We start from the raw sequence: 25,749 nt of genomic DNA on the forward strand, positions 1-25,749 counted from the left end.
AGATTGTCATTGATACCGTTATCCCGTGCCAGCTTCGCAATGGATACGCCGGGCTGGAGCGCTTGCTCAACCAGGCAGATTTTGAAGTCCAGCGGGAAATTGGGACGACGTCTTGAGGGTTTTGCGGGGGTTTGTTTCATGAGTAGCGTCCATTAAAAAAAATGATGGACATCATCTTCGACAACTTGACGGGTAATTAACAGACGGCTCTGGGCGTACGCTTACCCAGCTCTTGGACATGCTCGTGCTTTAAAAATCCGTAAAGCCAATTTAAATATCACAAATATTAATTTATAATTATATGTTTTATATAGATATTAAATAAAATCAATATTATTGACTCATGATAATTTTTCTTGACTACCTACTATAAACAGATCAACAATCTGTTTATAGTTTGTTTTGTGGGGTGTGTCATGGCTAAGCCAATCGATTACGAGCGCAAGAATAGAATCATCAGCCATGTCGTTGCCAACGGCCATGCCAAGGTCAATGAACTTGCCGAGCTTCTCGGCGTGACAACGGAAACCATTCGGAAAGATCTTGCCTACTTACAGGAGAAAAAGATCCTCGAAAAAGGGCATGGCGTTGTGACTCCCTCAAGTTCCTATCTTGAGAATCCCTACGCAGTTAAGGAAAGAAAAGATGTTGAGGCCAAAACGCAAATCGCGCATCTGGCCGCCAGCCTTGTTCCTGAGCAAGGCGTTGTCTTTCTGGATTCGGGCACAACAGTGGCCCAACTGGCTAAGCAATTGAACCTTCGCAACGACTTGACTATAGTAACAAATTCAATGATAGCCGCTCAGGTTCTTCAGGATACAGGCAATCAACTTCTGGTCACCGGCGGTGAGCTACGCCAAGCCAGCTTTTCCTACGTCGGCAGTTGGGCCATAAAGGCGCTTCAGCAGATTAAAGTGGATATTGCCTTTATGGGATGCGATGGCTTCCATGATGGCGGGCCATCCATCCGCTCCTTCCGTGAGCTGGATATTAAAGAAGCGGCAATAACGAGCGCTAAACGCTCTGTATTGTTGGCAGACAGCAGCAAATTCCAGCAAACCGGTATGTATCTGTACGCACCTTTCGAATCGTTTGATGTATTCATTATTGAACGTGCTCTTAATGCGGAAGAGAAACAGTATCTCCCTGACTCTTTGAATATGTTACATCCATAAGCGTATAAACTGAGGTTTAGATGGAAAAACAAATTTTTAAAATCGAGCCGTTTTTCGAACCCCGTATTTGGGGCGGTGAACGCTTAAAAAAACGTTACGGTTACACAACTGATATTTCCCCCGTTGGTGAAGTCTATAATGTGGTTGCGCTGCCTGGTCAGGCTGACTGTGTTGTTACTAGCATAGATAAGACCCTGTCGCAGCTCTATGTCGAAAAACAGGAATGGTTCAAATGCGACACCGTCCGGTTACCAATCCGCGTCAATATTCTTGATCCACTGGCTGATTTATCAGTGCAGTTACACCCGGGCGATGAATATGCACTCAAGCATGATAATTCCAGAGGTAAACCAGAAGCATGGGTCATTCTAAATGCGCCTGAAGATGGCCGCATTGCTTTCGGACATTATGCAAAATCCCGCGAAGAGTTCAGCATACTTAGCGAGAAAAAAGAATTTGATAAACTGGTTCGCTATATTCCTGCGAAAAAAGACTGGTATCTGGACATCCCGGCAGGCACTCTGCATGCCATTGGCAAAGATGTTCTGACTTATAACATCTCCCGCAATGCCGACCTGACCTATCGTCTGTACGATTACAACCGTATCGACCCGAAAACCGACCATGAGCGTCAATTACATATTGATAAAGTTATCGATAATGTGATTGTACCTGATGACGCAAAAGATTTTATATGGTTTGACAGCACCCATGAAAATGGCTGTGAAATTAGCCGTTACTGGAATGAGCCCGGCTTATATACACTGTTGCGGCTAAAAACCATCACCGAAGGACATTATTCACAACCGCGTTTCGCTTTTATTACGATTGTTGAAGGTAGCGGCCGGATTAATGGGATTTCGGTTAAAAAAGGTGAAACCATTCTCATTCCTGATAATTTTGGCACCCTAATATTTCGCGGTAAAATCGATTGTTTTATTGCAAGCTATGAAAACGAATAATTCCGGTTACGACAAATTAAATTAATTTTGGAAGGTCGCTATGAAATTACAACTCGCCATTGACAAACTGAATCTGCTGCAGGCACTTCAGGCAGTAGAAAAACTGGCTGCTTATGTTGATATCATCGAAGTCGGCACGCCATTCCTGCTTGATGCAGGCCGGGAAGCTGTTAAACAGCTGAAGGCGAAGTTTCCAAATAAAGAAGTGTTGTGTGATGCGAAAATAATGGATGCAGGCGGCTACGAAGCCAAACTAGCTTACGATGTGGGCGCAGATTACATCACTGTACTTGCTGTGACTGATGATCTGACCATTAAAGGCTGTGTGGAAGAAGCCAGAAAACAAGGTAAAAAAGTCCTTATTGATATGATCTGCATAAATGATTTCTCTGCCCGCGTTCCGGTACTCGAATCGTTAGGAGTGGATGTCATTGCCGTTCATACCGGCGCCGACCAGCAGGCCAGTGGACGTACTCCTTTGCAGGATCTTGAAGAACTGCGTCGCTGCGTAAAAAAGACGCCAATCGCCGTAGCCGGAGGGATCAGCAGCAAGACCATCAACAGTTATCTTGCTTTCCGCCCGGATATCATCATCGTCGGCAGCGGTATTCTGAACTCGCATGATCCTGAGAAGGAAGCGCGTCTTATCGCTCATGCGATAAAGGAGGCCAACAAATGAACGATGTAAAAAACAATGTTCATGAGATTTTAGCCGAACTCAACCGTAACGCCGAACAAATTGAGTCAGAAGGATTCAACAAGCTGCTTGATGAAATCATCACAGCGAAACGCATTTTTCTCGCGGGTTCAGGACGTTCCGGCCTGGTCATTCGGGCGTTTGCCAACCGTCTGATGCACCTAGGGCTGAACGTGAACGTTATTGGCGACGTGACGGCCACTTTCGCTCAAGAAGGCGACCTGCTAATCATCGGTTCCGGCTCCGGTGAGACCCAGAGTCTGGTTGCAATGTCCCAGAAAGCCAAAAAGAACGACCTCAGGGTCGCGCTTATTACCATGGCTCCAGGCTCTACCATTGCGCACCTTGCTGATGCGGTGTGTATCCTGCCTGGTGCTTCGCCTAAGGTTCAGGAAGAGGAGCCACAAGTCGCAAGCATCCAGCCAATGGGGTCTGGTTTTGAACAGCTTACACTGCTCTCATATGACGCGTTAATCATGGCACTGATGCCTCGGCTGAATCAGACCAGCGATTCAATGTTCATGCGACATGCAAACCTAGAGTAAGTAACCCGGTGAGACTAAATTCAGGGGGCTAATACAGCATATATAACTTGCCCACCCTATGACGAAACATAATAGAAAAAAATTTCTCTATATCAGATGAACATCTTATCTCTCATCCAGTAGATTAGCCCCATGCTGATTAATATACAAAAATATTGCCAGATGATGACGCTTAGCCACATGCTATATTCGCTCCGGTCAGGATAGACATCTTCGCTCCCAGGCATCTTAATTATCTAATAATTTGTTAAAATACAAGGGCCAGGACAAACTTCAATGGCAGGACTTGCCGAATATCCCCCCCTTCGTGGTGTTTATGCTTCAACCCGGCCATATTCTGGTACGCTGGAAAGAACAGACGAAAAATGACTGCTGGCCTGCCGGTCCAGTGTTCTCCCGCCGGGATAGCGAACGATCACAGAAGAAACTCCCTCACGACATCCTTGGCCCCAGCATAAGTGTCCCCTGACTTCGTGGTTCGCAAAGTGCCTGCGATGACGGCTTCAGGATCCTGGACATGACCGGTAAGATTGATACGCGCTTTTTCCACAATTTCCTCCTCGTGCATCGGCCGAAGGGCGCCGCCAAGCGGCACAAGCAGTGTATGCTCCGCCCTATCGCCAGCGAGACTCAAGACGATGACGCGCGCGCCGGGCTGGCGGTCCGCGCCGCGCATGCGTGCATCCAGCATCGGGTCCACCGCGACCCGGACTTTTGCCGCCAGCTCACGCAGGCGCGGCGAACGCAGGTTTTCCCCGGCATACCACGCAGCGCCGCGGGTCAGGCCCATGGCAGCGGCCGCCAGCGTGTACGGCAAACTGAACTGGGCATCGGTCGGATTGTCCGGCGCATAGTCCATGAAATCCTCCGCCAGCCGCGCGGGCGCATGCACCTCAATGCGGGCGATGTCCTCCGGCGTCCAGCCGGTGTCCCGCATAATGAGGTCCATGCACTCCAGGGCGCTTCCCAGCCAGCGGCAGGCCGGATAGCGCTTGAAACTGCCGTAGCCGATATACCAGCGGCTGCCCAGCCCGTCGGCCAAAATCTCCGGCGCAAAGCGGTCTGACCCCACCATCCGCCAATAGCCTTGCGGGCCATCCAGCACATCCCGGCTGCCCGCAAAACCCAATCGGGCCATGATGGCGGCCTGCACCCCCGCCTGTGCCGCCGGCGCGACGGCGTCCTTAAGCGCGGCGATGGGCCGGTCCCGCCAGTTGTATTTGTGCAGGCTGGGCACGCACGTCAAAGTCGCGGCCAAACCGATGGCCTGGTGCATCAGGCGTTCATCGAACCGGCACAGCCGACCATATACTACGGCGGCGCCGATGGCCTGGTGCTGGGCGACGCCATAGACCTGGGCGAAACGCTCCGCGCTCGGCTGCAGCGCATGGATAAGGCGATTATTCACCTCAAAACCGGCGGCCAGCGCCGCCAGCACATCGGCCCGATCAACGGCCCCCGGCTGCTGATCCAGCGCCGCCAGCGCCGCCGCCAACAGCGTGGCACCGGGATGGCCAAGACCTTTCCCATCAATTTCGACACCATCATCATGGTCGAGGGCATTGATGATAAAGGCATTGGCGAAAGCCGCCGCAGCCGGGGCATGCCGCCGGTTAGCGCCAAATACCAGGCAGGGCCCGGTTCCGCCAAGCGCCAGGGCGGCACCGCGTGCCCGCTGCGCCATGGAAGTGCGGCTGGCGGCCCAGCCGCAGCCGATGGCGTCAAGCATATGTAGTTGCAATTTGTGCAGAATCGCCGGCGGTACGTCCGTATCGGCCAAATGGGCCGCGAAGCGAACCAGGGTACGGGTCAATGTCATGGAGTAAAATCTCTGTTCAGCGCTTAAAGTAGCGAGCCTGGATACGCCGTTCCACATAGCTGGCCAGCACGGAAAGCGGCAGGATGGTGACGACAAAAAACAGGGCGACGAAGGTCAGCGTTTCCAGGGGCCGGAAAGTCGCGGTGCTCAGGCGCTGGCCCTGGTAGAGCAATTCACCTACCGCGATGTAGCTGCCGAGGACCGAGTTCTTTACCGACATGACGCATTGACCGACAAAGGCGGGCAGAATACGCAGGAAACCGATGGGCGCGGTAATACGCACAAGGACTTTGAAAGGGGTCATCCCTACCGCCAGCCCTGCTTCCGCTAATCCGGGGTCCACCGACTGCAAACCCGATCGGAAAATCTCGGCGAAAAAGACACTGCCATACAGCGCCAGGGCCAGCACGCAGGTCCAGTAAGACGATAACGTCAATCCCGTCAATATCGGCAGGCAGTAGTAGGCCCACACCACCAGTACCAGCGGTGGTATCGAACGCACCACTTCGATCAGCGCTTGCGCCGGCAGGCGCAGCAAGCGTGAGGATGCGGAGCGCAAGGGAGCCAGCACCAACCCGAGTAAAATGCCCAGCGTGACGGATAAGGCCAGCACCCGAAGGGTCATCAGAATGCCGTCGGCCAGCACACCCCGATACTCCAGCAGTACCCCAAAATCCCATTGATAAGCAGGCATAGTCAGTTTCTCTCGGGCATGGGACCGGACGAGGCAAGAAAACGGCGGATCGCCGTGTCAGGAGGACGTTGCAGTAGCGCCGCGGGCGTTCCCTGATCAACGATACGGCCCTGGTCGAGGAACAGAATGCGATGGCAGACCCGCAACGCAAACCGCATTTCATGTGTGACCACCAACATGGTGGTGCCGGAACCGGCCAAATCGGTCATGACCGACAGCACTTCACCGACCAGTTCAGGGTCCAGGGCGGACGTCGGTTCGTCGAACAGGATCAGGCGCGGTTGCATGGCCAATGCGCGGGCGATGGACACGCGCTGCTGTTGCCCGCCCGACAATGTCGCCGGGTAGGCCTGGGCCTTTGACTCTAATCCAATGCGGGTAAGGATCGCCATGGCTTGCGCGATGGCGATGTCGCGCGGCACACCGCGCACCGAAGTGGGCCCCTCTGTGACATTTTGCAGCACCGTCCGGTGCGGCCAGAGGTTAAAATGCTGAAACACCATCGACATTGCAGCGCGTTGCCGGGCCAGCGTACCCGCGCGCGCGGGATGACGTTTGGTTCCCTGGAATCCTATTTCTTCGTCAGCCAGCCAAATCTGGCCCGTATCGGGATGCTCAAGCCGGTTGAGGCAGCGCAACAGGGTCGATTTGCCCGATCCGCTGCGCCCGATCAACCCGATGACTTCGGCGGCATGGACGTTGAAAGAAATGTCGCTCAGTACCGGGCGACCGGCAAAAGACTTGCCCAGGGATTCAACTCTCAGCAACGGCGGCGGTAAAGACTCGCTCATGGTTTCGTTGCCTGGACGATATATTTGCTCCAGATACGGTCGAGCGTGCCGTCTTTCTCCAGGCTGTCAAGCCGCTGGTCCAGCCATTCACGCAACGCGGCCCGATCTTTGCGCAAGCCGATATTGGTGGGTTGCTCCTGCACCGGGGTGGGAATGATCATGGTGCCGCGGCCGCGCTTCGCGATGTATTGCGACATCTGAATATCGTTGGTGAGTAAAGCGTTGGCCCGCCCGCTCTCCAATTCGAGCTGCATGGCATCGCTGGTGGGAACAATGACCCACTGCGTTTTCACCAACCTGGGTTGTAGCAATGTGACCGCTGCCGAGCCGTCGATGGCGGCGAGTTTGACGGAGGCCGAGTTGACAGCGTCCCAGGTGGCATACCGACCGGCATCGTTTGCGAGCGTCAGGATGCCAATCTTGTGCGCGCCCATCGGCCGCGTAAAGTCGATGGCTTTGGCCCGCTCCGGCGTGTTGTTAAACCCGCCCAGCAAATCAAAACGATCGGACTGCAAACCAGCCACCGCCGTACCCCACTGGGTATCGATGTACTCGATGTTGACGCCGGTAGACTGAAACAAGGCCTGGGCAATATCCGGTACCAGACCGGTCCACTCATTGGTGCGCAGATCCTTCTGGTACCAGGGGGGCGCATTGACGGCACCGATACGCACGACCTTGCCGCCCAAGATATCCTGCAGGCTGGCGGCGGCGCACATCGAGGTCAGCCCGAACAGCATGCCCAAGGCTAAAGTAGAAGCGGCCACCCACTGTGTCATTCGAAATTTCATGTTATGCTCCAAAATGAATAATTTCGGCCAGTTTATAACCCAACATGCATTCACCAAAATGCATAATTCATATAAGAATATTCACTTATGGCAATGAGTCCGAAACAGCTTGATGTCTTCGTCAAGGTAGTACAGCTTGGATCGGTGACCGCGGCCGCCCAGGCGCTCGGTATGTCGCAGCCTTCGGTAAGTAAAAGCCTGGCATTGGTCGAACTGCAGATCGGTTTCACGTTGTTCGAACGCGCCAATGGAAAAATGGTACCCACCCCCGAGGCCGAACAGGTGTTTGAAGAGGCCATGCGCATGCAGGAGGGCATGGCCCGCTTCGAACGCTTCCTTGACCACGTACGGCGCTACCGTTTCGGTCAGTTGCGCGTTTGTGCCACCCCCGCCCTGGCGATCAACATGCTGCCGCTGGCCGCCGCCATGTTCCGGCAAGAATTTCCCGATTACGGCCTGGTGCTCGATATGTGCCTGAACAACGACATTGAGAACGCCGTCGGGCAGGGGCAGTACGACCTGGGGTTTATCGTTCAGCCGCAGGAGAGTTCGACACCGGTGGGCAACCTGGTTTGTCGTGGCGAGATAGTGTGCGTTATGCCGCAAACGCACCCATTGGCGGCGCAGGCGGCAATGACCTGGGACGATATCGATCCCCGCGAGCTGATCTACATCACCACCGACCCGCGCCTGATTGCCATGATGTCCGCCGCTATTCCCGGTTTTCGCGAACGTCCGGTATCCGCGCTGGAGACCAACCGATATACAATGGCGGTGAATCTGGTGCGCCAGGGGGCGGGATTGACGCTGGTAGACGAATTTACCCTGTCAGGCGCGAATATTGATGGCCTTTCCATCAAGCCATTCAACCCTAGGCTCCCCATAGCCATTACGGCCATTACCGCCGGGCGCAGCGTTGCGGCACAACCCACCGAGAGTTTTATCAAGGCGATGCGAACGCTTATTGACACGCCTTCGCGCAGGAAATAATGATAACGTTAATAATCAGGTTATCTAATTTCGTTATCCACAACAAAATAAGTTAAGAGAGAAGCGAAACAACCATGCAACCACTCTCTACCGCCCCAGCCAATGTGTTCCGATCGGTACGTTTTATCCTGACTGATATGGATGAAACGCTGACCTACCAGGGCAGGTTGGCTGCTTCTACCTACGCAGCGCTTGAGCGATTACAGGCGATAGGAATAAAAGCGATCCCCGTTACCGCGGCACCCGCGGGCTGGTGCGATCAGATGGCCAGGATGTGGCCGGTCGATGGCGTGATTGGCGAGAACGGCGGCCTGTTTTTCCAGCGGGTGCCGCATGGACATGGTGTAATGCGTACATTCTGGCATAAGCCGGAAGAACTACCGGGCATCCGTAACCGGCTTGACGACATCGCCAAAGAGGTGCTCGGTGCAATACCGGGTGCCACTTTCGCCGACGATCAGCCCTTCCGACTGACCAGTCTGGCTTTTGCGCAGCCTGGGGACCACGCTATTGCCCGCGGCCTGGCCGAGCACTTACGCGCCTCTGGCGCAAATACTACCATCAACAATCTATGGGTGTTGGGCTGGTTGGGTGACTATGACAAGCTGGTCATGACACGGCGCATACTGGCGGAGGTCTACGGCGTGGATATCGACTCCCGGTCGGATACAATTCTCTACACGGGAGATTCCACCAACGACGCGCCCATGTTCAGCTTCTTCCAACACACGGTGGGGGTCAGTACGGTGCGCCAATACCTGCACGAGATCCCCACTCCCCCCCGCTGGATCACACAAGGGCCGGGAGGCGCCGGTTTTATCGAAGCCGCAGAAGCCGTCATTGCTGCGTATCAGTACTGAATAGACGAACCAGCGGGCTGGACAAGAAGCGGCATATCCCCCGGCGGTGTTCATTTCCAAAGTAAATAAGGGCTGCTTGCTTTTTAACGATGTCGATCCTGCGCTCAGAGGCGATGTCTTTATAGTGTATGTAGCATCAACAAATGGCAGAGATTGCGACTTTTCATTACGGGAAGGTCAGCGCTTCGTGCGTCGCGGACGCGGCACGAAGCGTGCGCAAACCGATAAGCACGACCATCACCATGACGAGCCCCGCGACGATGGGTACGCCGAAGCCTGCCCGGGCGCCAAAGGCGTCGATAATCCGGCCCGAAAGTGCGCTGCCGAGCGCTACGCCAATACTGATGCCGGTCGTCATCCATGTCAGTCCTTCAGTGAGCTTGGACGGTGGAACAATGAGGGTGCCAAGATTCATGACGACGACCATGGTCGGCGCGAAGGATAGGCTTGCCACAAAGACCATTCCCGTCATGATATAGACGTCCGGTGAGAGAATGGGCAATATCGCTGTTACCGCCGTGACCAGTACGCCAATAAGGAACTGCCTCTCAAGCGGCAAGGCAATTCTGAACGCGCCGAAAGCCAGGCCGGAGATCACCGAGCCGAGCGCGTAGGCGGCAAGGATGAAACTGGCGGCCGTTGGCCAATGTTGTGCGTTGGCGAAGGCCACGACGGCCACATCGATTGAACCCCCAATCACGCCCATCGCCATAAGCGCCAGAAAGATGATACGAAGACCGGGGATACGCAAGGTAGAGCTTCCGATCCTTATGCCGCTGCTGACCACTTTCGGCTCCGTCTGCCGTTGCAAAAGAAAGGCGGTCATGCCAATCACCAGCAACAAGACGGCAGCAAGAGGTCCCGCTTCGGCAAAGACGCTCGTGCTCAAGGCAATGGCCAGTACTGGGCCAATAATATAGGACAGCTCTGTTAGCGCGGTATCGAGGGAAAAGGCCGTATGCAATAGCGGATTGCCTCGGAATAGCGCTGTCCAGCGCGCCCTTATCATGGCAGGCATGTTCGGCATTGTGCCGGCCAGTGCAGCAAGAATAAAAAGGAATGGAGCAGTGACTTTCATATAGGCTGCAATCAGCAGCGCCAGCAGCATGACAATGCTGAAGGCGGTAATAACCGGAAGAACCCGGCTCTGGCCGTGCCGGTCAACGAATTTTGACACGCGCGGGCCGATAAGCGCGTTTGCTAACGTAAATGTGGCTGCGACCGCGCCCGCCAGCCAATAAAGGCCACGCTGCTCCGCCAACATGGTAATGATGCCGATGCCGATCATCGCCTGTGGCAGGCGCACAATAAAACTCGCGAACACCAATCCCTTCACTCCGGGGGTCGTCAGCATGTCGCGATAAGGATTAGCCATGATATCTCCAATTTGTATTCCGGCGCCGGCTTAAATTTTGGTGTTACATTGATTTTTGGCATCATTTAGTGCAATGCCTAAATTTTATCTATGCTCTTATTTTAAATAGCAATTTACCACTATAACCTTATGTTATTTGAATCCATTTCCGGATACATTTCCCGCTGCTTGCAGCGGGGGTTTATTTACTAGCCATATTAAAGAGTAATGACACATTTGGCACCGGCGTCCCTTATGAGTAAGTGAACGGCGCGCGCAATGCTCACTCTCAATCACCATTTAGTTGCGACAGCGCGCGATTGAGTGCCTCAGCCAGATGCTTACGATGGTTGATGTCAGTCATCATCGTTAGATGTCCACCGGGAGGTCTGCATTAAAATCATAGTCCCCTAGACCTTGCGCTTTTTTTATCAGTTCTTCAAATTCGGTATCATCAATATCCCTGATTAGAATACCTAATTTATGGCGTTCCGCTTCGAAAGCCATTGCTTTCGCATGTGAAATGAAATCCAGCTTAATATCTTGATTTTTGTACATTAACTTATGAGGCGCGAGCGGACTGTTGCAGGCGGATGCGTACGCGGGCTTCAATCCGTTATATGAAGGAGGCCATATCCGCGAGGTCGGCTGCATGGCCCACGCCCGGCGCAAAATCCATGATATCCACGTGCGGCATCCGTCGCCGGCCACCACCGAAGCCCTGCATCGGATAGGTGGGCTGTATGCGATCGAAGCCGACACCCGGGGGCGTCCGGCCAAAGAACGACGACAGGCGCGCGAAGCGCGATCCCGATCGATACTCATCAGCCTGAGCGCTGGATCCGGGAAAAGCTCACCACGCTGTCGCGACAGGCCGATACGGCCAAGGCGTTCAACTACCTGATGAACCACTGGCAGGCGTTGTGTTACTACGCCAGCGGTGGTTGGGCGGAGATCGATAACAATATCGCGGAAAACGCGCTGCGGGTGGTGGGCCTGGGCCGGAAAAACTACCTGTTCATGGGCCCGGACAGCGGCGGCGACCGGGCGGCGTTGATGTACACGCGGTGTCGAACCGGAATCGTACCTGCGTCATGTACTGGCGATTATCGCGGATCATCCCATCACTAAGATCAAAGATCTCCTGCCGTGGAACCTCAACATCCCTGCTGAATAACTGTCAATAGGGTGCCGGGCGGGCGCTTACCCCAAAGCCGAGTTTTGTTGAGAACAAAAACATAATACAAGATGATGAATATCGCCGCCTTCATCGCCGCGAGCCAGAGAGTCAATTGATTATCCCCGCTGGATCAATCACACACCATCGCCAGCGCCGTCACAGATAAATTCGCAGGTATTCCGCCAGGCAAAGAATGGCCATCGCCTGGCCATAGGGCATCGGAGTCAATGGGATCTGACGATAATAGTCCAGATCCTTGCCCATCTCGGTGCCAAACGATACTTGTTTGAGTTCGCCATCGTCGCCGATATGGTCCACCACCCCGCGCACCGCTTTCTGGGCCACTGAGGCATATGACGGATCGATATACCGTTTGCGCACCGCCTTGAGTATACCGTAGGCGAAGCCGGCGGTAGCCGAACTTTCCAGATAGGAACCGCGGTCATCCAGCAGCGTGTGCCACAGTCCGCTGTCGTGTTGTAGCTCAGCCAGAGCTCGGACCTGGCTGGTTAGCACTTGCAATAGATAGCGCCGGGTGGCGTCCTGCTCCGGCAGGTCCAGCAGTTCAAGGAAATCAGGTATTGCCACCGTCAGCCAACTGTTGCCGCGTCCCCAGCGTGCCTGGGAAAAGTTATGATGGCCCTCAAAGGTCCAGCCGTGAAACCACAGTCCGGTTTCCCGGTCCATTAAATACTGAATATGCACCAGGAACTGATATTTGGCCTCTTCCACAAACTCGGGTCGGTTCAACAGCTTGCCGATTTTAGCCAACGGCAGCACGGTCATCATTATCGTGTCGTCCCACAGTTGCTGATGATTCTCTTTGTGGATAACGATATGTTGCAGCGCGCCTTTATCGGTACGCGGCATGCCGTACATTACCCATTCCGCCCAGCGTTCCAGGTAGGGGCGCCAGGCCGGATTGCGGGTTTCCTCGTAGCGATAGGCCAGCGTCAGCAAGGGGCATACGGTATTGACGTTTTTGGTTGGCGTGCCTTCAGCCAGCCGCGCGCTGAACCAGTCGTCGATAATTCCCCGCATTTGCTGGTCGCCGGTCTGCTGGTAATATTGATAAATACCGTACAAGCCAATGCCGTGGGTCCATTCCCAGCCGCCGGACCATCCCTTGGCATCAATCACCCGTCCATCGTCAAGATGCAGCACGAATTCGCCGGTAGGGTCCTCTATATTGATGAGATTATGAGTAACTTTGTGGATTAGCGTCTTAAGCGCGTCGCGGGAGATGAAATATTCCGGCTGGCGCAGTAACGCGCTGTGTGTTACGGGAAAGATTGTCATGAGGTTATCCTGCGTATTTATCGTTTTCAGAAGAGGGCATCGTGGAGCGCGCGTTACCGGCTTTGACCGCCGGGGCTTTGTGACGGTTTAGATAGCCGATGTTGTTATTCCCCCAGAGTGATTCGTATTGCAAACCAGTCAGCATTTCCACCGTGGCGCGAGTCTCGGGCGACACGCTTTCCGGCAGGGTGCGACTGGCGGCGCGCATCCGGCGGTTTTCGTCTTGCAGCAGTTGATGGGTGTGCAGATTAAGCTTATAGGTCAGGGATATGGCAAAGCCTATTGCCAGTACGCCTACCGTACCGACGCTGAGAATCAGTAGGATGGTATGGCTGACTTGCGGATCCTGCACGCTTTGACCGGAGACAAAGCCGGACAGCTGCATGACTATGCCCACCAGCATCACCGCCCCGGCCTGTGAAGCTTTACGGGTCATGGTCATCACGCCGGCAAAAATACCTTCCCGGCGTTGCGAGGTGATAATTTCATCCACATCGGAAATGTAGGTATAGGTATTCCACGGCACATAATTGATCCCGCCGCGGCCCAGCCCGGCAATGACGGAAATGAATAACAGCAAGGCGTATACATCGCTCATACCGGCATAATACACAAGCGCGAACGACGCAGAAGCCAGGCCGAACAGCACCACAACAAGGCGATAGGAAGGCGCGGGTCCGAAGCGGATGCACAGCGGGATCATGCCGATGACCGCCACGAATTGCAGAATAGCCATTACGCCCATCAGGTTAGAGGCCACCGTGGCGCTTTGCATTAGTACGAACACGACATAATAGGTAAACACCGCGTTGAACACATCCTGCGCGATATACCCCCCCAGATACAGCCCTAGATGCTGACGGAAAATCTTGATGCGCAGGGTCGAGGTGAGTTCGACGCGCAGGCGTTTGAGGCTCTGGCCTAGCGTCAATTGCTGCTTTTCGCGCTCAACCTTACGTTCAGCCTCGGATTTCAGCGCAGCCGGGCGCTCCCAGGTGAAGCAGTACACCAAGGCCAGCACGATGGCGCAGATAATAGTGAACACCAGACTGGAGTAGAAAAACGAAATGGCGTTGTCCTTACCGAAGTGGGACAGAAGAATGCCGGGCATGAACGCTGCCAGAATCGCGGACAGCTGTCCCATCGCGATACGGGCGCCGGAGAATTTTGTTTTCTGCCTAAAATCATCCGTCATTTCCGGCACCAGCGTTTCGTAGGGCACCAGAATCATGGTATAGACAACGTCGAATAACAAATAGGTCAGCAGGTAGAACCAGAAACCCATGCCGCCGACCCACATGAAGGTGTAGCTAAAGACACACGGGATGCCCAGCAGGATGAAGAATTTGCGCCGCCCGAACCGTTTACCGAACCAGTTGTTACCGAAGTTGTCGCTTAGGTAGCCCATTAGCGGGCTGGCGAAAGCGTCCAGCACGCGCGCGCACGCGAAGATAAAGGTGGCTTCAATGGGGGAAAGCCCACAGAAGGTGGTATAGAAATAAAGCAGCCAGGCAGCGGTCAACACGGCGGTGCCCGCGCCTAAAAAGTCCCCCGAGCCGTAGGCCAGATAATGGGGAAGTCCTATGGTACGTGTTTTCATTGTCATGGTGCCCCAAATTGAAAAGATTGGATGGGGAAAGACGCCGGCCCGTGATAAGTAAACCGGCGCCTTCTGCTCTATTATCTTTTATCGGCCGATGCTTAATCGGCGTGGGGAACCAGCAGAACCTTGACGGCTTCCGGCGTGCCGAAGGTTTTGAACGCTTCCTGCCAGTTATCAAGTGAAAATTTATGCGTAACTATGCCCTCGGCGGTCATCAGCTTGCGATGGAACAAGTCGATAACAGTTTCATAGCAGCCTGGGCTGAGATGCGCGCCACGGATATCAAGCTCTTTGCGATCGCCGATAATCGACCAGTCAACGGAGGTTTCCCGGCTGAAAACGCTGAATTCTACAAAACGTCCCAGCTTGCGCACCATTTGCAGCCCTTGATTTACGGCGGCGGGGTTGCCGGTAGCCTCAATATAGACATCGCAACCATAGCCATCGGTCATCGCTTTCACCCTGGCGACCACATCGTCTTCCAGCGGATTCAGCGCCTCGTCCGCCCCCAGTTTTTTCGCCAGCGCCAGGCGGTATGGCATGGTATCGATAACGATCAATTTTTTGGGCGTCTTCAGCTTAATGGCCTGGATCATACCCAGCCCTAATGTACCGGCTCCCGCCAGTACCACCACATCGTTAAATTCAATGCTGGCGCGGTTGACCGCATGTACGGAACAGGAGAAAGGCTCTATCAGGGCGCACTCTTCCGGCGACAGGCTCTTGGGGATTTTATGTACCCGGCTGGTGGGTTTGAACAACATATATTCCGCCATGCCGCCGTCGGCGTCCTGCTTTTGAAAACCGTAGATATCGTGTTTTTCGCACATCCAGTACTGCCCGTTGCGGCAGAATCGACACTTTTCACAGGGGACGATCTGCTCGGCGATCGCCCGATCGCCCAGCTCGACGCCGAAGTGCTCCAGCGCGTTCGGGCCGGCGGCCACGACTTCACCGTAGAACTCATGACCGGAGACCACCGGTGTTTTGACGTACCTGGGGAAAGTGTCATTTCCCCAGAACATCGGGGCGCCGTGATAGCAGTGGAAATCGGACGCGCAGATACCGCAGGCGCCAATCTTCACCAGCAGCTCCTTTTCCTTGGGCTGCGGCACGGGGGCCGATACCAGACGGTAGTCTTCGGGGCCAAAGTTGACCAATTGCTTGATTTCAGAAGGTAGAGTTGTCACGAATGTTCTTCCTATTACAATGATGTGCAATCAGGTTAAAATGTTTTCGTAAACATTAATAACAATCTTCGTGTTTTATGTGATCCATATTACAAATTATTTATTTTTTATCTATATATCAATCAATTGTATAAATATTTATTTTAATTTTTAAAAAAAATAATTTTCAATCTCAAAGTAATTCCAAAAAAAATTAGTATAATGTTTACGTAAACATATTGGTTATACAAAATTTTCGGCCTCCGATTACCCCTCATGGCAGTCTAAGCGGATGTTCTGGCCGTGTGCTGGAGCATCATGCGAAGGAGTAGTGGTTTTGGCTATGCGGGCTGCAATGTAGTGGATGTAGCGTTTTACTTTATGCCGCTTAACGTGGGTGCGGTCATCTGACCGCCGGGTTAAACGCGGTCTAGGGCCGCGATGGCCCTGCCGGGGCTTGAGGTTATGAACACTTTCTTTTGCCGGAGCGCTGTTGACTGGATTTATCGCGCCAGTCCTGACGAGTACGAGTAAATCCCTGGTCTTTTAGCGATGGTTTTTCAAGAAGCCATTGATAATCGTGCGTTGTTGCCAGGGGCGCTCTTCAATCGCCGCGATCAGGTTTTCCGCGACGGTCATTGCCCATTGTTTGTAATCATGCACCACGCAGGGGTAGAACAGGCCGAAATCCTCCGCATTAGGAATATCATCAATCGACAGAAAATCGATCATATTGAGTGACCAGCGAGCGGCAATGTTGCTGGCGGCAAGTGAAATAGCACCATTAATGCCGATGATAGCGTCGTAATCGATCGCTCCGGAGGAGAAGTGGCTGGCTATTTTCTCCTTCGCCAAGTCGTAGCGATAATCGGCGTACAGGCGCGTGACCCGTACGTCAGACGGAATATTTTCACAAATACCGTTTACTCGCGAGCGGGTGATGCGCGAACGCTCGTTGCCCCCGACGATCAGGAGCTTTCGGTAGCCTTTGTCCCTAACCACTGAAGCAATAAGCTCGCCGGCGCGCTGGTCATTCACACAGACTGCGGGCAGAGAGGTATTGAACTGGCGGTCGAACTGAATCAGTTTAGTCGAAGAATTATACAGTATTTTCAGATGGCTGACGTCATAGTCCGGCGTATCGTTAATGACCGACAGCACCACGCCCGCCGCTTTATAGCTAACCAAAGTGTTGATGGCCCTGGCCTCCGACTCCCGGCTGCCGCGGGTGGTGAAAATCATCACGGAATACCCTTTGGCCTCGGCATGATGACACATTTCCTGGATCACGTAGGCGTAGCTTTGGTTAAACGTATCATCGGTGACAATACCTATAATCGGGCTCTGCGTGGTTTTGATATTTTGCGCGAAAACGTTAGGAACATAGTCTAACTGGCGCGCAATCCGCAGAATTTTCTCCCGGGTTTGCGTTTTTACTTTTTCCGGCGCGGTAAAGGTTCGGGAAACGGTAATACTGCTTACGCCGGCGAGGAGCGCAATATCCGTGATTGTGGCAGATTTATGACTAAAAGCTTTCATAAGGCGAAGATCACCGATCCGAAAGGGATCCAGTATACCATCTAAAATACCTGGGATTATCCACAAGTTTTAAGAGTGTTGTTTTAATGACGATAGCCGGCCACGCAAAGCCCGCTTGCCGCCATCAAGACGGCGACCAGCGCCAGTAAAATAAAGCTCGGCACCCAGTCGCCGGCAAGCTGATGAAGCCCGCCAATCACGGCGGGACTGGCTGACGCCACAATGTAACCTACCCCTTGGACAAAAGATGAAATTGCCCGGTTATCATCAAGGTTTGTGGCATGCGCCATGACCAGCATGAAAACGACTGAAAATCCCCCTCCCGCGCCGATACCGCCAAAAAAGATCCACAGAAAACAGACTTTCGGCGCCATAATCAGCCCTACCGGCAAAATGAACCACGCGATTGCCACAATCAGAAACAGCCGGGCATGGGAAAAATGCATTGTCGACCTCAGCCAGGGAATGCCAAAACAGCCCACGATACCGAGAATTTGAAACAGTGATGCCGCGAAACCCGCCTGGTAGATATTCATGCCCCCGCGTTGCACCAAATAATCCGGCAACCAAGCCGTCATGCCATAAAAAATAAAGGTATGGCAAGCGAAAGCCGCGGCCAGCAACCACGCCACCGGCCGGCGACTGGCGGTTTTATTGGCCGGCGCTGATTCCCCGATGGCGCTTTGCCCGCGGGAGACGACTGTTGTCTGACGGGGCCGCGAGTGATAGCCGATATGCGACGCGGACGTATTACGCGCGGCCAGGTATGCCACCCCGGCCCATAAGACCATCGCCAGCAGCGCCAAAATGCACCAGCTCGCCAAGGCGAAACGCCAGCCGAAGGCCGAGGCCAGCGGAGCGGTGAAAGCGGAACTCAGCATGGCTCCCACGCTCATCGCCATGACGTATACGCCGGTCATTAGGTCTGAGCGGCGGGAAAAATCCCGGGCAATGACCATCAGGCAGACGATATTGCCCAGCGTCAAGGCGGCCCCCAGAACGAAGGTGCCCGCAAAGATGGCATTTAACCCTCCTGCGGACCGTAGCAGCGTGCCGAGGACTATTGCGCACAATGTAATAAAAATGGCGCGCTCAATGGACACTTTTGCAAGGATCAGCGAGGCAAACGGCGTGAGGATACCGAAGCAGAAAACCGGAATGGCCGTCAACACCCCCGCGAGGCCCGAACTGATACCGAGGCCCGCCCTGATATCGGCGATCGCTGAAGGTAGGGAGGTCAGCGGCGCGCGCAGATTTAAGGCCAATGTAATAAATGCAGCTAACAAAATAACGTTATAAATTCGGAGTTTCCGACCGGCTCTTTTCTTTTCCGGGCTGAGCCACACCTGTAAGATTTTATTCATTTTTTACTCAGGGCATTCTTTCTGTCAGCGGCATGATGGGGTTGGAGAACAAGATCAATTATGCGCCGCAATCAAAAAAAATATTTATAATCAGTAGGTTGTAAGCTATTCTTTATTAACTTTAGAGTTTAAAAATCATCATTCGCTGACTGATAAATTTTACTGGAACATATTAAGCAGGAAAGTAAGTGTTGCGTTAAAAATAATGTCAAATTGCTTTTGATGAACATTTCACTGCAGTCCAGAGGACAAGCGGAGTTTTGTGAAGATCATGAAATCGGCGCTCAATAGGTAACGGGGTCCGCTCGCCACGCGATTTTGGTTTTACCCGGGTATCCAGCCCCAGCCGCGAGGGACAAACGCTTTGGAAACTGGTCATAATTCTTTAGCGGTAGCCGGAACAGATAGATTCCTTTGTTCTTTATACAACCGGTTTTGGCAATACCGCCAGTAGGTCTTTATCAGGTTGAACACAGTTACTAGGATTAACGGCGCGGATAAAGGAATATGTGCTAGTACCACGCCGCTGGCAACTGACCGCGCCAGGATTAAATAGATATTTTTCATGGCGCATGTGATGCCTGATTTTGCTATTCAGTAGGGCAAACAAAGTCATAATTTATGAGGAGAAATGGCGTAAACGGGCGGCGAACTCGCCTTGCCGTTCGATATTGACCTGACGATACTGACTCCCCTCCCGTGCCCCATCATCCTGATTTGGCAACATTAGGAACCGTTAAGGAACTATTGAGGCTCTCTCTGCCATTATGCAACCTCATTCATTTCTCTGTTGTGCATGTAGGTAGGTTAACGTTATCGGACGGGCTGTGGGGGCCCGGCTATTTTTCATCACCCAGGCAGGTTCCGTTTGCGGTGCTCTTTCATCAGCGAGTAGCCGCTTGCCTTGTTCACGGTCGAACACATCGACAATAAACGACCAGAATACCGACACCACAAACAGGTTAAAGACGGAAACCCAAATAAGGAAAGCCCTGCCGACCCACACCGAATGGCCGGGTGTGGCCACCGTCATCAGCAGCATGAAGATAAGCAGGTTGACGATAAAAAAACGGTAGGTTAAAGCAATAAAACGCTCGCGTGGCCATCGCCGCACCGCGGCGGCAAACAGCGGGTTCACCGCCAGCATCGCCAGCAGCGTGCCGGTAAACAGCCAGGGCAAATCGCGCATGCCGCCCGTCACGCCCAACCCATCCCGAATCGGCCGCAGCACATAATAAGCCAGAAAAAGGGCAAACACATACAGCCAGGACCATGCCAGCGCCGGGATCTCTTCTGGTTGGATATTAACGATCCGCCGTAGCGAGCCGGTAAGCGTGTTGATAACAATTTTGCCGTTCGTCAATTTTGTGGGCATTAGATAACTATTCCATCGTTATGGGGTCTATTTGGCATTAATGGGCCCGTATTCAGCGTTTCCCGGGCTAACTCATCGATTATCCTGGCATTAAATTTAACAGGCGCACACTGTATAAAACAGTCCGTAAATCCGCATAGGCTAATGAAAGCGGTGCATTAATGGTCATTTAAACCTCCTGGGCGATAGTGTCCCTTTTCCTGGCTATATCACAGATAGGGGTTCCTCATTAATGAATGCGAAGGAATGGTCTTGGCGCTCGGAAAATAGCGTAATCCTAGCGGAGGACGACTCATGAACATCACTCATAACGGCAAGTAAAACATAAGGGTAATTGTTCCTGAATAACTCTTCTATAGTTTGTTATATAAAGCAAGTGATCACTTTTTTTCGAAAATCTTGAGGATCTCGATTAGGTTCTTGTGAGTATAAATCTTCCTTCTTTTCGGAACTGATAATGAGAGATATTTATCAGCCACCACCCAAGAATCTGCTCAAAGGGTGCTTCATCATTATTTGAAAGCGGCAGTTTATGCGGAAGAAAACGCTTCCGTCCTGAACGATAACACAATTTTCTGAGGTACTTTCTCTATGTCTACATGGTTAATTACCGGTTGTTCCACCGGACTTGGTCGCTATCTCGCTCAGGCGGTTCTGGAGCGTGGATGGAACGCGGTGGTTACCGCGCGGGATCCGGTAAAGGTTCAGGATATTGTCACATCCTATCCCGACACCGCGCTGGCCGTGGCGCTGGATGTGACCGACAGCACCCAGATCGCCGAGGTGGTGCGTCAGGCTGAAGCCCGCTTTGGCGCGGTGGACGTATTAGTCAACAACGCCGGCCATGGTTATCGCGCGGCGGTGGAGGAAGGCGACGAGGCTGATGTCGACGAACTGTTTGCCACCAACTTCTTTGGCCCGGTGAAGATGATCAAGGCGATACTGCGCGGCATGCGGTCCCGGCGCAACGGTATCATTGTCAACGTTTCCTCTATCGCCGGTCGAGGCGCCGAGCCAGGGTCTGGATATTACGCGGCGACCAAATTCGCTTTGGAGGGGATGTCCGATGCACTGCGCAAGGAAATCGCACCGCTTGGTATCAAAGTCGTAGTGGTGGAACCCGGCGCGTTTCGCACCGATTTTGCCGGCCGCTCATTGCAGCAATCAAAGAATGTCATCACCGATTATGCCAATACAGCTGGGCTGCGCCGCAAAGAAAAGGATGAGAGCCATGGCAAGCAGCCGGGCGATTCCGCACGCGGCGCCCAGGTAATCATTAAAGCCGTCGAGGCGGCTGACGCGCCCTTCAGGCTGCTATTGGGCAGCGATGCCGTTAAGTATGTCCGCTCCCAATTGGAAACCCAGCTAACAGAAGTGAATGCCTGGGAAAAAATCAGTGTCACCACCGATTTCCCCAGCTGAGATCTCCGCCGCCGCGGCTTACTTATTTCCCAAGTCAGGGCGGCGATAATGGCATTGTTAATGTTCTTATATTGGCTTTCGGGTGTCAATTAAGAGGATCAGGCAAGCATTATCCATGATCACGTCTATTGTGCAGTACCCAAAGTACTTATATTTTTTGATCACAATGCGACATGTTTAAAATGCCGAATACGACAAATTTAATAAGTAGCAGGCAGTTTAGGATCTTTATGAGTTCTCTTCCTGAATTATCATTATCCAGAACAACGGAGTTTACAGATGAAAACCACCGGCTATGCCGCCTTCAGTACCACTACCCCATTGGCGCCGTTTGTATTCGAACGGCGCGCGCTGCGCCCTAACGACGTCGCCATGGAGATACTCTTTTGCGGCGTCTGTCATTCGGATCTCCATACGGCGCATAACGATTGGGGCTGGACAACCTATCCTATTGTTCCCGGTCATGAAATTGTCGGTCGGGTGACCGAAGTCGGCCCCGACGTCACACGCTATAAGGTGGGGGACGCGGTGGCTGTGGGCTGCATGGTGGACAGTTGTATGGAATGCGACCAGTGCCATAACGGCGAGGAGCAGCTCTGCCGGGAAGGCAATACCGGCACCTATTGCGGTCTGGACCGCATTACCCATGAACCGACACAAGGCGGTTACTCCAAACATTTAGTGGTGCGCGAAGAATTTGTGCTGCGCGTTCCTGACGGGCTGGATCTTTCACGGGCGGCACCGCTGCTGTGTGCCGGCATCACGACCTATTCACCGCTGCGCACCTGGAACGTTGGTCCTGGCAGCCGGGTCGGTGTGATTGGCCTTGGCGGGTTGGGCCATATGGCGGTCAAGCTGGCGGTCGGCCTGGGCGCGGATGTGACTGTATTGAGTCGCACCACCAACAAGGAAGCCGATGCCCTTGCCCTGGGCGCCGATCGTCTGCTGGTCTCCTCGGATGACGGGGCGATGTCGCAGGCCGCCTCTGGTTTCGATCTGATTATCGACACCGTGCCGGTCAAGCATGACCTCAATCCCTACATGCCGCTGTTGGATGTCGACGGTACGCTGGTGTTGGTGGGACAGGTCGGCCCCCTTGCTGAACCAAGCACCGTGCCATTGATCCTGGGCCGTCGCCGGATTGCCGGCTCGCCTATCGGCGGCATTCGCGAAACCCAGGAAATGCTCGACTTGTGCGCAAAGAAAAACATCCTGCCTGACTGCGAGATGATCCGTATGGATCAGATAAACGAGGCTTTCGAGCGTATGGAACATGCGGATGTACGCTATCGCTTTGTCATAGACATGGCCTCTTTGCCGGCGTAATACGACACAGGTTTTGGCCCTTTCTCCACGCACAATCAAAACATTGTGCGTGGTATTAATTAATCAGCCCGACCAATACGCAACGCTGCCATTTCCGTTTCACTCATCTCCAACGAGTGGTTCTGCCCACTTTCCGAGGCCTGAACCGCTGCCTCAAGTACCGCCATCACCGCCAACGACTGCAGTGGAGGCACCGGATTTGCGCCTTTACCGTTCAGCGCATCACGCACCTGAAGGTAGAATTGACGCTGGTCACCCGCCGGCGTAGGCAATTGACGCGGCGTTTCATCACCGACATACAACGTTAGCGCGTCACTGTCCTCCCCCCAACCGGCACTCCCCGGTGTCATGCCGCCCACCAGTTGGCTTTCCTGACAATCGGCTCGTTGTTTTATCACGCTGCCTTTTGTGCCATGCACACTGAAACGCGAAATGCCCCCCGCCACCAGCATGCTGCAGTGCAAAACCACTCGGAGCGTAGGATAGTTCAAAACCACATGCGCCCAGTCGTTAATCTTTGAGTCATCGCGCAGGGTGGCAATATTGCCCTGGACACTTTCCGGCAGGCCAAACAATTGCAGTACCTGGTCGATCAGGTGCGGCCCGATATCAAACCATACCCCGCCACCAGGAACATTCTGCTCGCGCCAGCGTTCGCGCACCTGTGGCCGGAAGCGATCGATATGAGATTCAAACTGCACGACTCGCCCGATATGGCCTTGCTCAATGACTTGGCGAACGCCAAGGTAATCGCTGTCCCAACGGCGGTTATGGAAAACGGTTAACTGGCACTGACGAAGTTTCGCCAACTCGATGAGCTCACGGGCTTCCTGCATATCCAGCGTGAAAGGCTTATCTACCACCACATGCTTGTTTTTCTCCAGCGCATAGCGCGCCAGCGATGCATGAGTCATATTAGGCGAAGCAATCACAACCAGATCCACCTCTGGATGGGCAATCGCCTGTTGCGGATCGGCAATCACCATAACATCGGGCAGATCGGCATGGACCTTTTGCGCATCTCGTGAAGCCACAACAAACAAACGCAGGCCAGGAGTAGCGCTCAGTAAAGGAGCATGGAATGTCTTGCCGGCAAAACCATAGCCAATAAGCGCCACGTTTAGCATTTTATCGGTAGGTGAGGTTACGTTACTCATAGTTCTCTCCTGGTATATTATCGCCGATGAGGTTCTCTCCGGGCATCAGAAGGCACCATCAATATCGGTAACACCGATCAATTTGTGGTTGACGAATTCTTTTAAACCCAGGCCGATGAGCTCCCGTCCATAACCGGAGCGACGCACACCGCCGAACGGCAAGTCGGCTTTGACTGCCGTCGGATGGTTGATGTAGACCATGCCGGTTGAAATCTTCTCGGCTACCTTGACGCCATGCTCGATGTCCTGAGTGAACACGGAACCGCCCAGGCCGAACGGCGAATCGTTGGCGATGGCAATCGCCTCGGCTTCATCCTTAGCCCTGAAGATCAGCGAAACCGGCCCGAAGAACTCCCAGTAGTAAGCCGGGTTGTCCGGTGTCAGGCCGGTGAGCATCACCGGGCGCACAAAGGCACCCTGCGACGGCACCTCCGCACCTATCACTGTGGCAGTGGCGCCGTGGGAGACCGCCTGTTTGACCTGTTTGCGCACGCCCTCAGCCGCATCCTGTGAAGACAATGGCGCCAGGGTGGTCGACGGGTCTAGAGGATCACCCGCCTTTAGCGCGGCCACGCCCGCGGTGTAGCGCTCGACGAACTCGTGGTAGAGGGCATCTACCACAATTATGCGCTTGGACGAGCAGCACACCTGGCCGGCGTTCCAATGGCGACCAAACACCGCCCATTTGACCGTCCTGTCCAGGTCGGCATCGGCCAGCACGATGAAGGCGTCCGTACCACCCAGCTCCATCGTGGACTTCTTTAGCGCCCTGCCGGCCTGAGCCGCCACCACCGCACCAGCGTCTTCAGATCCGGTCAACGCCACACCATGCACCCGCGAGTCTTTAATGATAGTCTCGAGCTGTTCTCGAGTTGCATAAAGATTTCTGAAACCACCGACGGGTAGCCCGGCCTCCAGCATCAACTTCTCAAACATATCGGCGCACTGAGGCACGTTAGAGGCGTGCTTAAGCACGACCACATTTCCCACGGCCAGCTGCGGTGCAATGATCCGGGCAATTTGATAATAAGGGAAGTTCCATGGTTCGATAGCCAGGATAATACCCAATGGTTCGTGCACCAGCCGGGCCTCAACAATCGCCTTATCCTTACAAGGCAAAGACTCTGGTGCCAGCAGCGCCTCGGCATTCTCGACATAGTACTCGAAGATGGCGGCAGATAACTCGACTTCCGCTTCAGCTTCGGTGAGCAGTTTGCCCATTTCCAGGGTCAACAGCCTGGCATATTCCGTATGTTTTTCCCGCAACAAATCCGCGGCCTTCTGCAAAATGACCACACGCTCGGCAATAGGCGTGGCCTTCCATGCCTGAAAAGCGGCATGTCCCTCATCTAAGGCCTGAGCAACTTCATCATAGGTGGCGTTGGGGAAGATTTTCAGGGTTTCACCCGTATAGGGATTAGTCGTTGCGTAAGTCATGATAAAAGCTCCTTGACATTCGGGATTACGCCGGTGCGGCGGACAGCGAGACCCTATCTGTCACAAAGCCATAGCTCACATCGGACTTCTCCATACGCATGGAGGCCTTGTTGACGTTACGGCTGCTTTCTTTACGAAGCAAAGAAGTCGAGTTGAGCATTGGAAGGCAATCGCGACACATTGGGGGATAGCCTCAGCCT

At 53.6% G+C, this 25,749-nt stretch carries 23 protein-coding genes and 1 pseudogene; 9 read left to right on the top strand and 15 right to left on the bottom strand.

Translation table 11 applies throughout. The features are described from left to right. On the bottom strand, positions 1 to 140 hold a 140-nt coding region (locus GRH90_RS04415), incomplete at its 3' end, for a transposase (protein WP_162364700.1). 276 nt (positions 141 to 416) lie between these two features. On the opposite strand from GRH90_RS04415, the gene GRH90_RS04420 reads away from it, so the two are divergent. The 4 genes from GRH90_RS04420 to hxlB are packed head-to-tail and all read left to right on the top strand — an operon-like array spanning position 417 to position 3,379. Next, complete coding sequence (locus GRH90_RS04420) at positions 417 to 1,175, top strand: DeoR/GlpR family DNA-binding transcription regulator (protein ID WP_162364701.1); 759 nt, start codon at positions 417 to 419, stop codon at positions 1,173 to 1,175. 20 nt (positions 1,176 to 1,195) lie between these two features. Beyond that, on the top strand, positions 1,196 to 2,137 hold the full coding sequence (locus GRH90_RS04425) for a class I mannose-6-phosphate isomerase (protein WP_162364702.1): 942 nt from the start codon (positions 1,196 to 1,198) through the stop codon (positions 2,135 to 2,137). A 40-nt stretch (positions 2,138 to 2,177) separates the two neighbouring features. Continuing rightward, on the top strand, positions 2,178 to 2,816 hold the full coding sequence (gene hxlA, locus GRH90_RS04430; RefSeq protein WP_162364703.1) for a 3-hexulose-6-phosphate synthase: 639 nt from the start codon (positions 2,178 to 2,180) through the stop codon (positions 2,814 to 2,816). Next, a complete protein-coding gene (gene hxlB / locus GRH90_RS04435) occupies positions 2,813 to 3,379 on the top strand; it encodes a 6-phospho-3-hexuloisomerase (RefSeq protein WP_162364704.1) in 567 nt (188 codons plus the stop codon). The genes hxlA and hxlB overlap by 4 nt, the downstream gene beginning before the upstream one ends. A gap of 415 nt (positions 3,380 to 3,794) precedes the next feature. Here hxlB and GRH90_RS04440 read toward each other — a convergent pair whose 3' ends face one another. Genes GRH90_RS04440 through GRH90_RS04455 form a run of 4 tightly spaced genes read right to left on the bottom strand, consistent with a single transcriptional unit; the run spans position 3,795 to position 7,474 of the window. Then, entirely contained in the window at positions 3,795 to 5,198 is a 1,404-nt protein-coding gene (locus GRH90_RS04440; protein ID WP_162364705.1) for an MmgE/PrpD family protein, read from the bottom strand. A 16-nt stretch (positions 5,199 to 5,214) separates the two neighbouring features. Beyond that, the gene (locus GRH90_RS04445) at positions 5,215 to 5,892 is read right to left on the bottom strand and encodes an amino acid ABC transporter permease (protein ID WP_162364706.1); all 678 of its coding nucleotides are present in this window, start codon (positions 5,890 to 5,892) and stop codon (positions 5,215 to 5,217) included. A 2-nt stretch (positions 5,893 to 5,894) separates the two neighbouring features. Then, positions 5,895 to 6,683, bottom strand: coding sequence for an amino acid ABC transporter ATP-binding protein (locus tag GRH90_RS04450; RefSeq protein ID WP_162364707.1), 789 nt, complete (start codon positions 6,681 to 6,683; stop codon positions 5,895 to 5,897). Further along, the gene (locus GRH90_RS04455) at positions 6,680 to 7,474 is read right to left on the bottom strand and encodes a substrate-binding periplasmic protein (protein WP_162364708.1); all 795 of its coding nucleotides are present in this window, start codon (positions 7,472 to 7,474) and stop codon (positions 6,680 to 6,682) included. The genes GRH90_RS04450 and GRH90_RS04455 overlap by 4 nt, the downstream gene beginning before the upstream one ends. A gap of 87 nt (positions 7,475 to 7,561) precedes the next feature. Here GRH90_RS04455 and GRH90_RS04460 point away from each other — a divergent pair, with 87 nt between their 5' ends. Both GRH90_RS04460 and GRH90_RS04465 read left to right on the top strand, forming a co-directional pair. Then, entirely contained in the window at positions 7,562 to 8,464 is a 903-nt protein-coding gene (locus GRH90_RS04460; RefSeq protein WP_246235869.1) for a LysR family transcriptional regulator, read from the top strand. Between the two features lie 74 nt (positions 8,465 to 8,538). Continuing rightward, positions 8,539 to 9,324, top strand: coding sequence for an HAD-IIB family hydrolase (locus GRH90_RS04465; RefSeq protein WP_162364709.1), 786 nt, complete (start codon positions 8,539 to 8,541; stop codon positions 9,322 to 9,324). Positions 9,325 to 9,490: 166 nt separating this feature from the next. Here the strand turns inward: GRH90_RS04465 and GRH90_RS04470 are convergent, their stop codons facing one another. Together GRH90_RS04470 and GRH90_RS04475 are read right to left on the bottom strand one after the other, a co-directional pair. Then, positions 9,491 to 10,699, bottom strand: a complete 1,209-nt coding sequence (locus GRH90_RS04470; protein ID WP_162364710.1) for an MFS transporter — start codon at positions 10,697 to 10,699, stop codon at positions 9,491 to 9,493. A gap of 348 nt (positions 10,700 to 11,047) precedes the next feature. Next, positions 11,048 to 11,236: a hypothetical protein gene (locus GRH90_RS04475; protein WP_218586212.1), complete on the bottom strand. Its 189-nt coding sequence runs from the start codon at positions 11,234 to 11,236 to the stop codon at positions 11,048 to 11,050. A gap of 10 nt (positions 11,237 to 11,246) precedes the next feature. On the opposite strand from GRH90_RS04475, the pseudogene GRH90_RS26155 reads away from it, so the two are divergent. Next, a pseudogene (locus tag GRH90_RS26155) lies at positions 11,247 to 11,855 on the top strand (IS66 family transposase); the annotation flags it as partial. A gap of 159 nt (positions 11,856 to 12,014) precedes the next feature. Here GRH90_RS26155 and bglB read toward each other — a convergent pair. From bglB to GRH90_RS04515, 6 genes are all read right to left on the bottom strand, one after another. Continuing rightward, a complete protein-coding gene (gene bglB / locus GRH90_RS04490) occupies positions 12,015 to 13,157 on the bottom strand; it encodes a beta-galactosidase BglB (protein ID WP_162364712.1) in 1,143 nt (380 codons plus the stop codon). Between the two features lie 4 nt (positions 13,158 to 13,161). After that, entirely contained in the window at positions 13,162 to 14,757 is a 1,596-nt protein-coding gene (locus tag GRH90_RS04495; RefSeq protein ID WP_162364713.1) for an MFS transporter, read from the bottom strand. Positions 14,758 to 14,858: 101 nt separating this feature from the next. Beyond that, positions 14,859 to 15,950, bottom strand: a complete 1,092-nt coding sequence (locus GRH90_RS04500; protein ID WP_162364714.1) for an alcohol dehydrogenase catalytic domain-containing protein — start codon at positions 15,948 to 15,950, stop codon at positions 14,859 to 14,861. Between the two features lie 525 nt (positions 15,951 to 16,475). Then, on the bottom strand, positions 16,476 to 17,468 hold the full coding sequence (locus GRH90_RS04505) for a LacI family DNA-binding transcriptional regulator (protein WP_162364715.1): 993 nt from the start codon (positions 17,466 to 17,468) through the stop codon (positions 16,476 to 16,478). A gap of 83 nt (positions 17,469 to 17,551) precedes the next feature. Continuing rightward, positions 17,552 to 18,814 (bottom strand): MFS transporter, encoded by a 1,263-nt coding sequence (locus GRH90_RS04510; RefSeq protein WP_162364716.1) that lies wholly within the window; start codon positions 18,812 to 18,814, stop codon positions 17,552 to 17,554. A 793-nt stretch (positions 18,815 to 19,607) separates the two neighbouring features. After that, entirely contained in the window at positions 19,608 to 20,207 is a 600-nt protein-coding gene (locus tag GRH90_RS04515; RefSeq protein WP_246235873.1) for a hypothetical protein, read from the bottom strand. A gap of 591 nt (positions 20,208 to 20,798) precedes the next feature. On the opposite strand from GRH90_RS04515, the gene GRH90_RS04520 reads away from it, so the two are divergent. Both GRH90_RS04520 and GRH90_RS04525 read left to right on the top strand, forming a co-directional pair. Further along, positions 20,799 to 21,629, top strand: coding sequence for an oxidoreductase (locus tag GRH90_RS04520; protein WP_162364717.1), 831 nt, complete (start codon positions 20,799 to 20,801; stop codon positions 21,627 to 21,629). A gap of 279 nt (positions 21,630 to 21,908) precedes the next feature. After that, positions 21,909 to 22,955, top strand: coding sequence for an NAD(P)-dependent alcohol dehydrogenase (locus tag GRH90_RS04525; protein ID WP_162364718.1), 1,047 nt, complete (start codon positions 21,909 to 21,911; stop codon positions 22,953 to 22,955). A gap of 59 nt (positions 22,956 to 23,014) precedes the next feature. On the opposite strand, the gene GRH90_RS04530 is transcribed toward GRH90_RS04525, so the two are convergent. Both GRH90_RS04530 and GRH90_RS04535 read right to left on the bottom strand, forming a co-directional pair. Further along, entirely contained in the window at positions 23,015 to 24,112 is a 1,098-nt protein-coding gene (locus GRH90_RS04530; protein WP_162364719.1) for an oxidoreductase, read from the bottom strand. Between the two features lie 45 nt (positions 24,113 to 24,157). Further along, entirely contained in the window at positions 24,158 to 25,549 is a 1,392-nt protein-coding gene (locus GRH90_RS04535; protein WP_162364720.1) for an NAD-dependent succinate-semialdehyde dehydrogenase, read from the bottom strand. Between the last annotated feature and the right edge of the window lie 200 nt (positions 25,550 to 25,749).

Origin of the sequence: Acerihabitans arboris (genome assembly GCF_010131535.1) — a bacterium.
Taxonomy (GTDB): Bacteria; Pseudomonadota; Gammaproteobacteria; order Enterobacterales; family Enterobacteriaceae; genus Acerihabitans; species Acerihabitans arboris.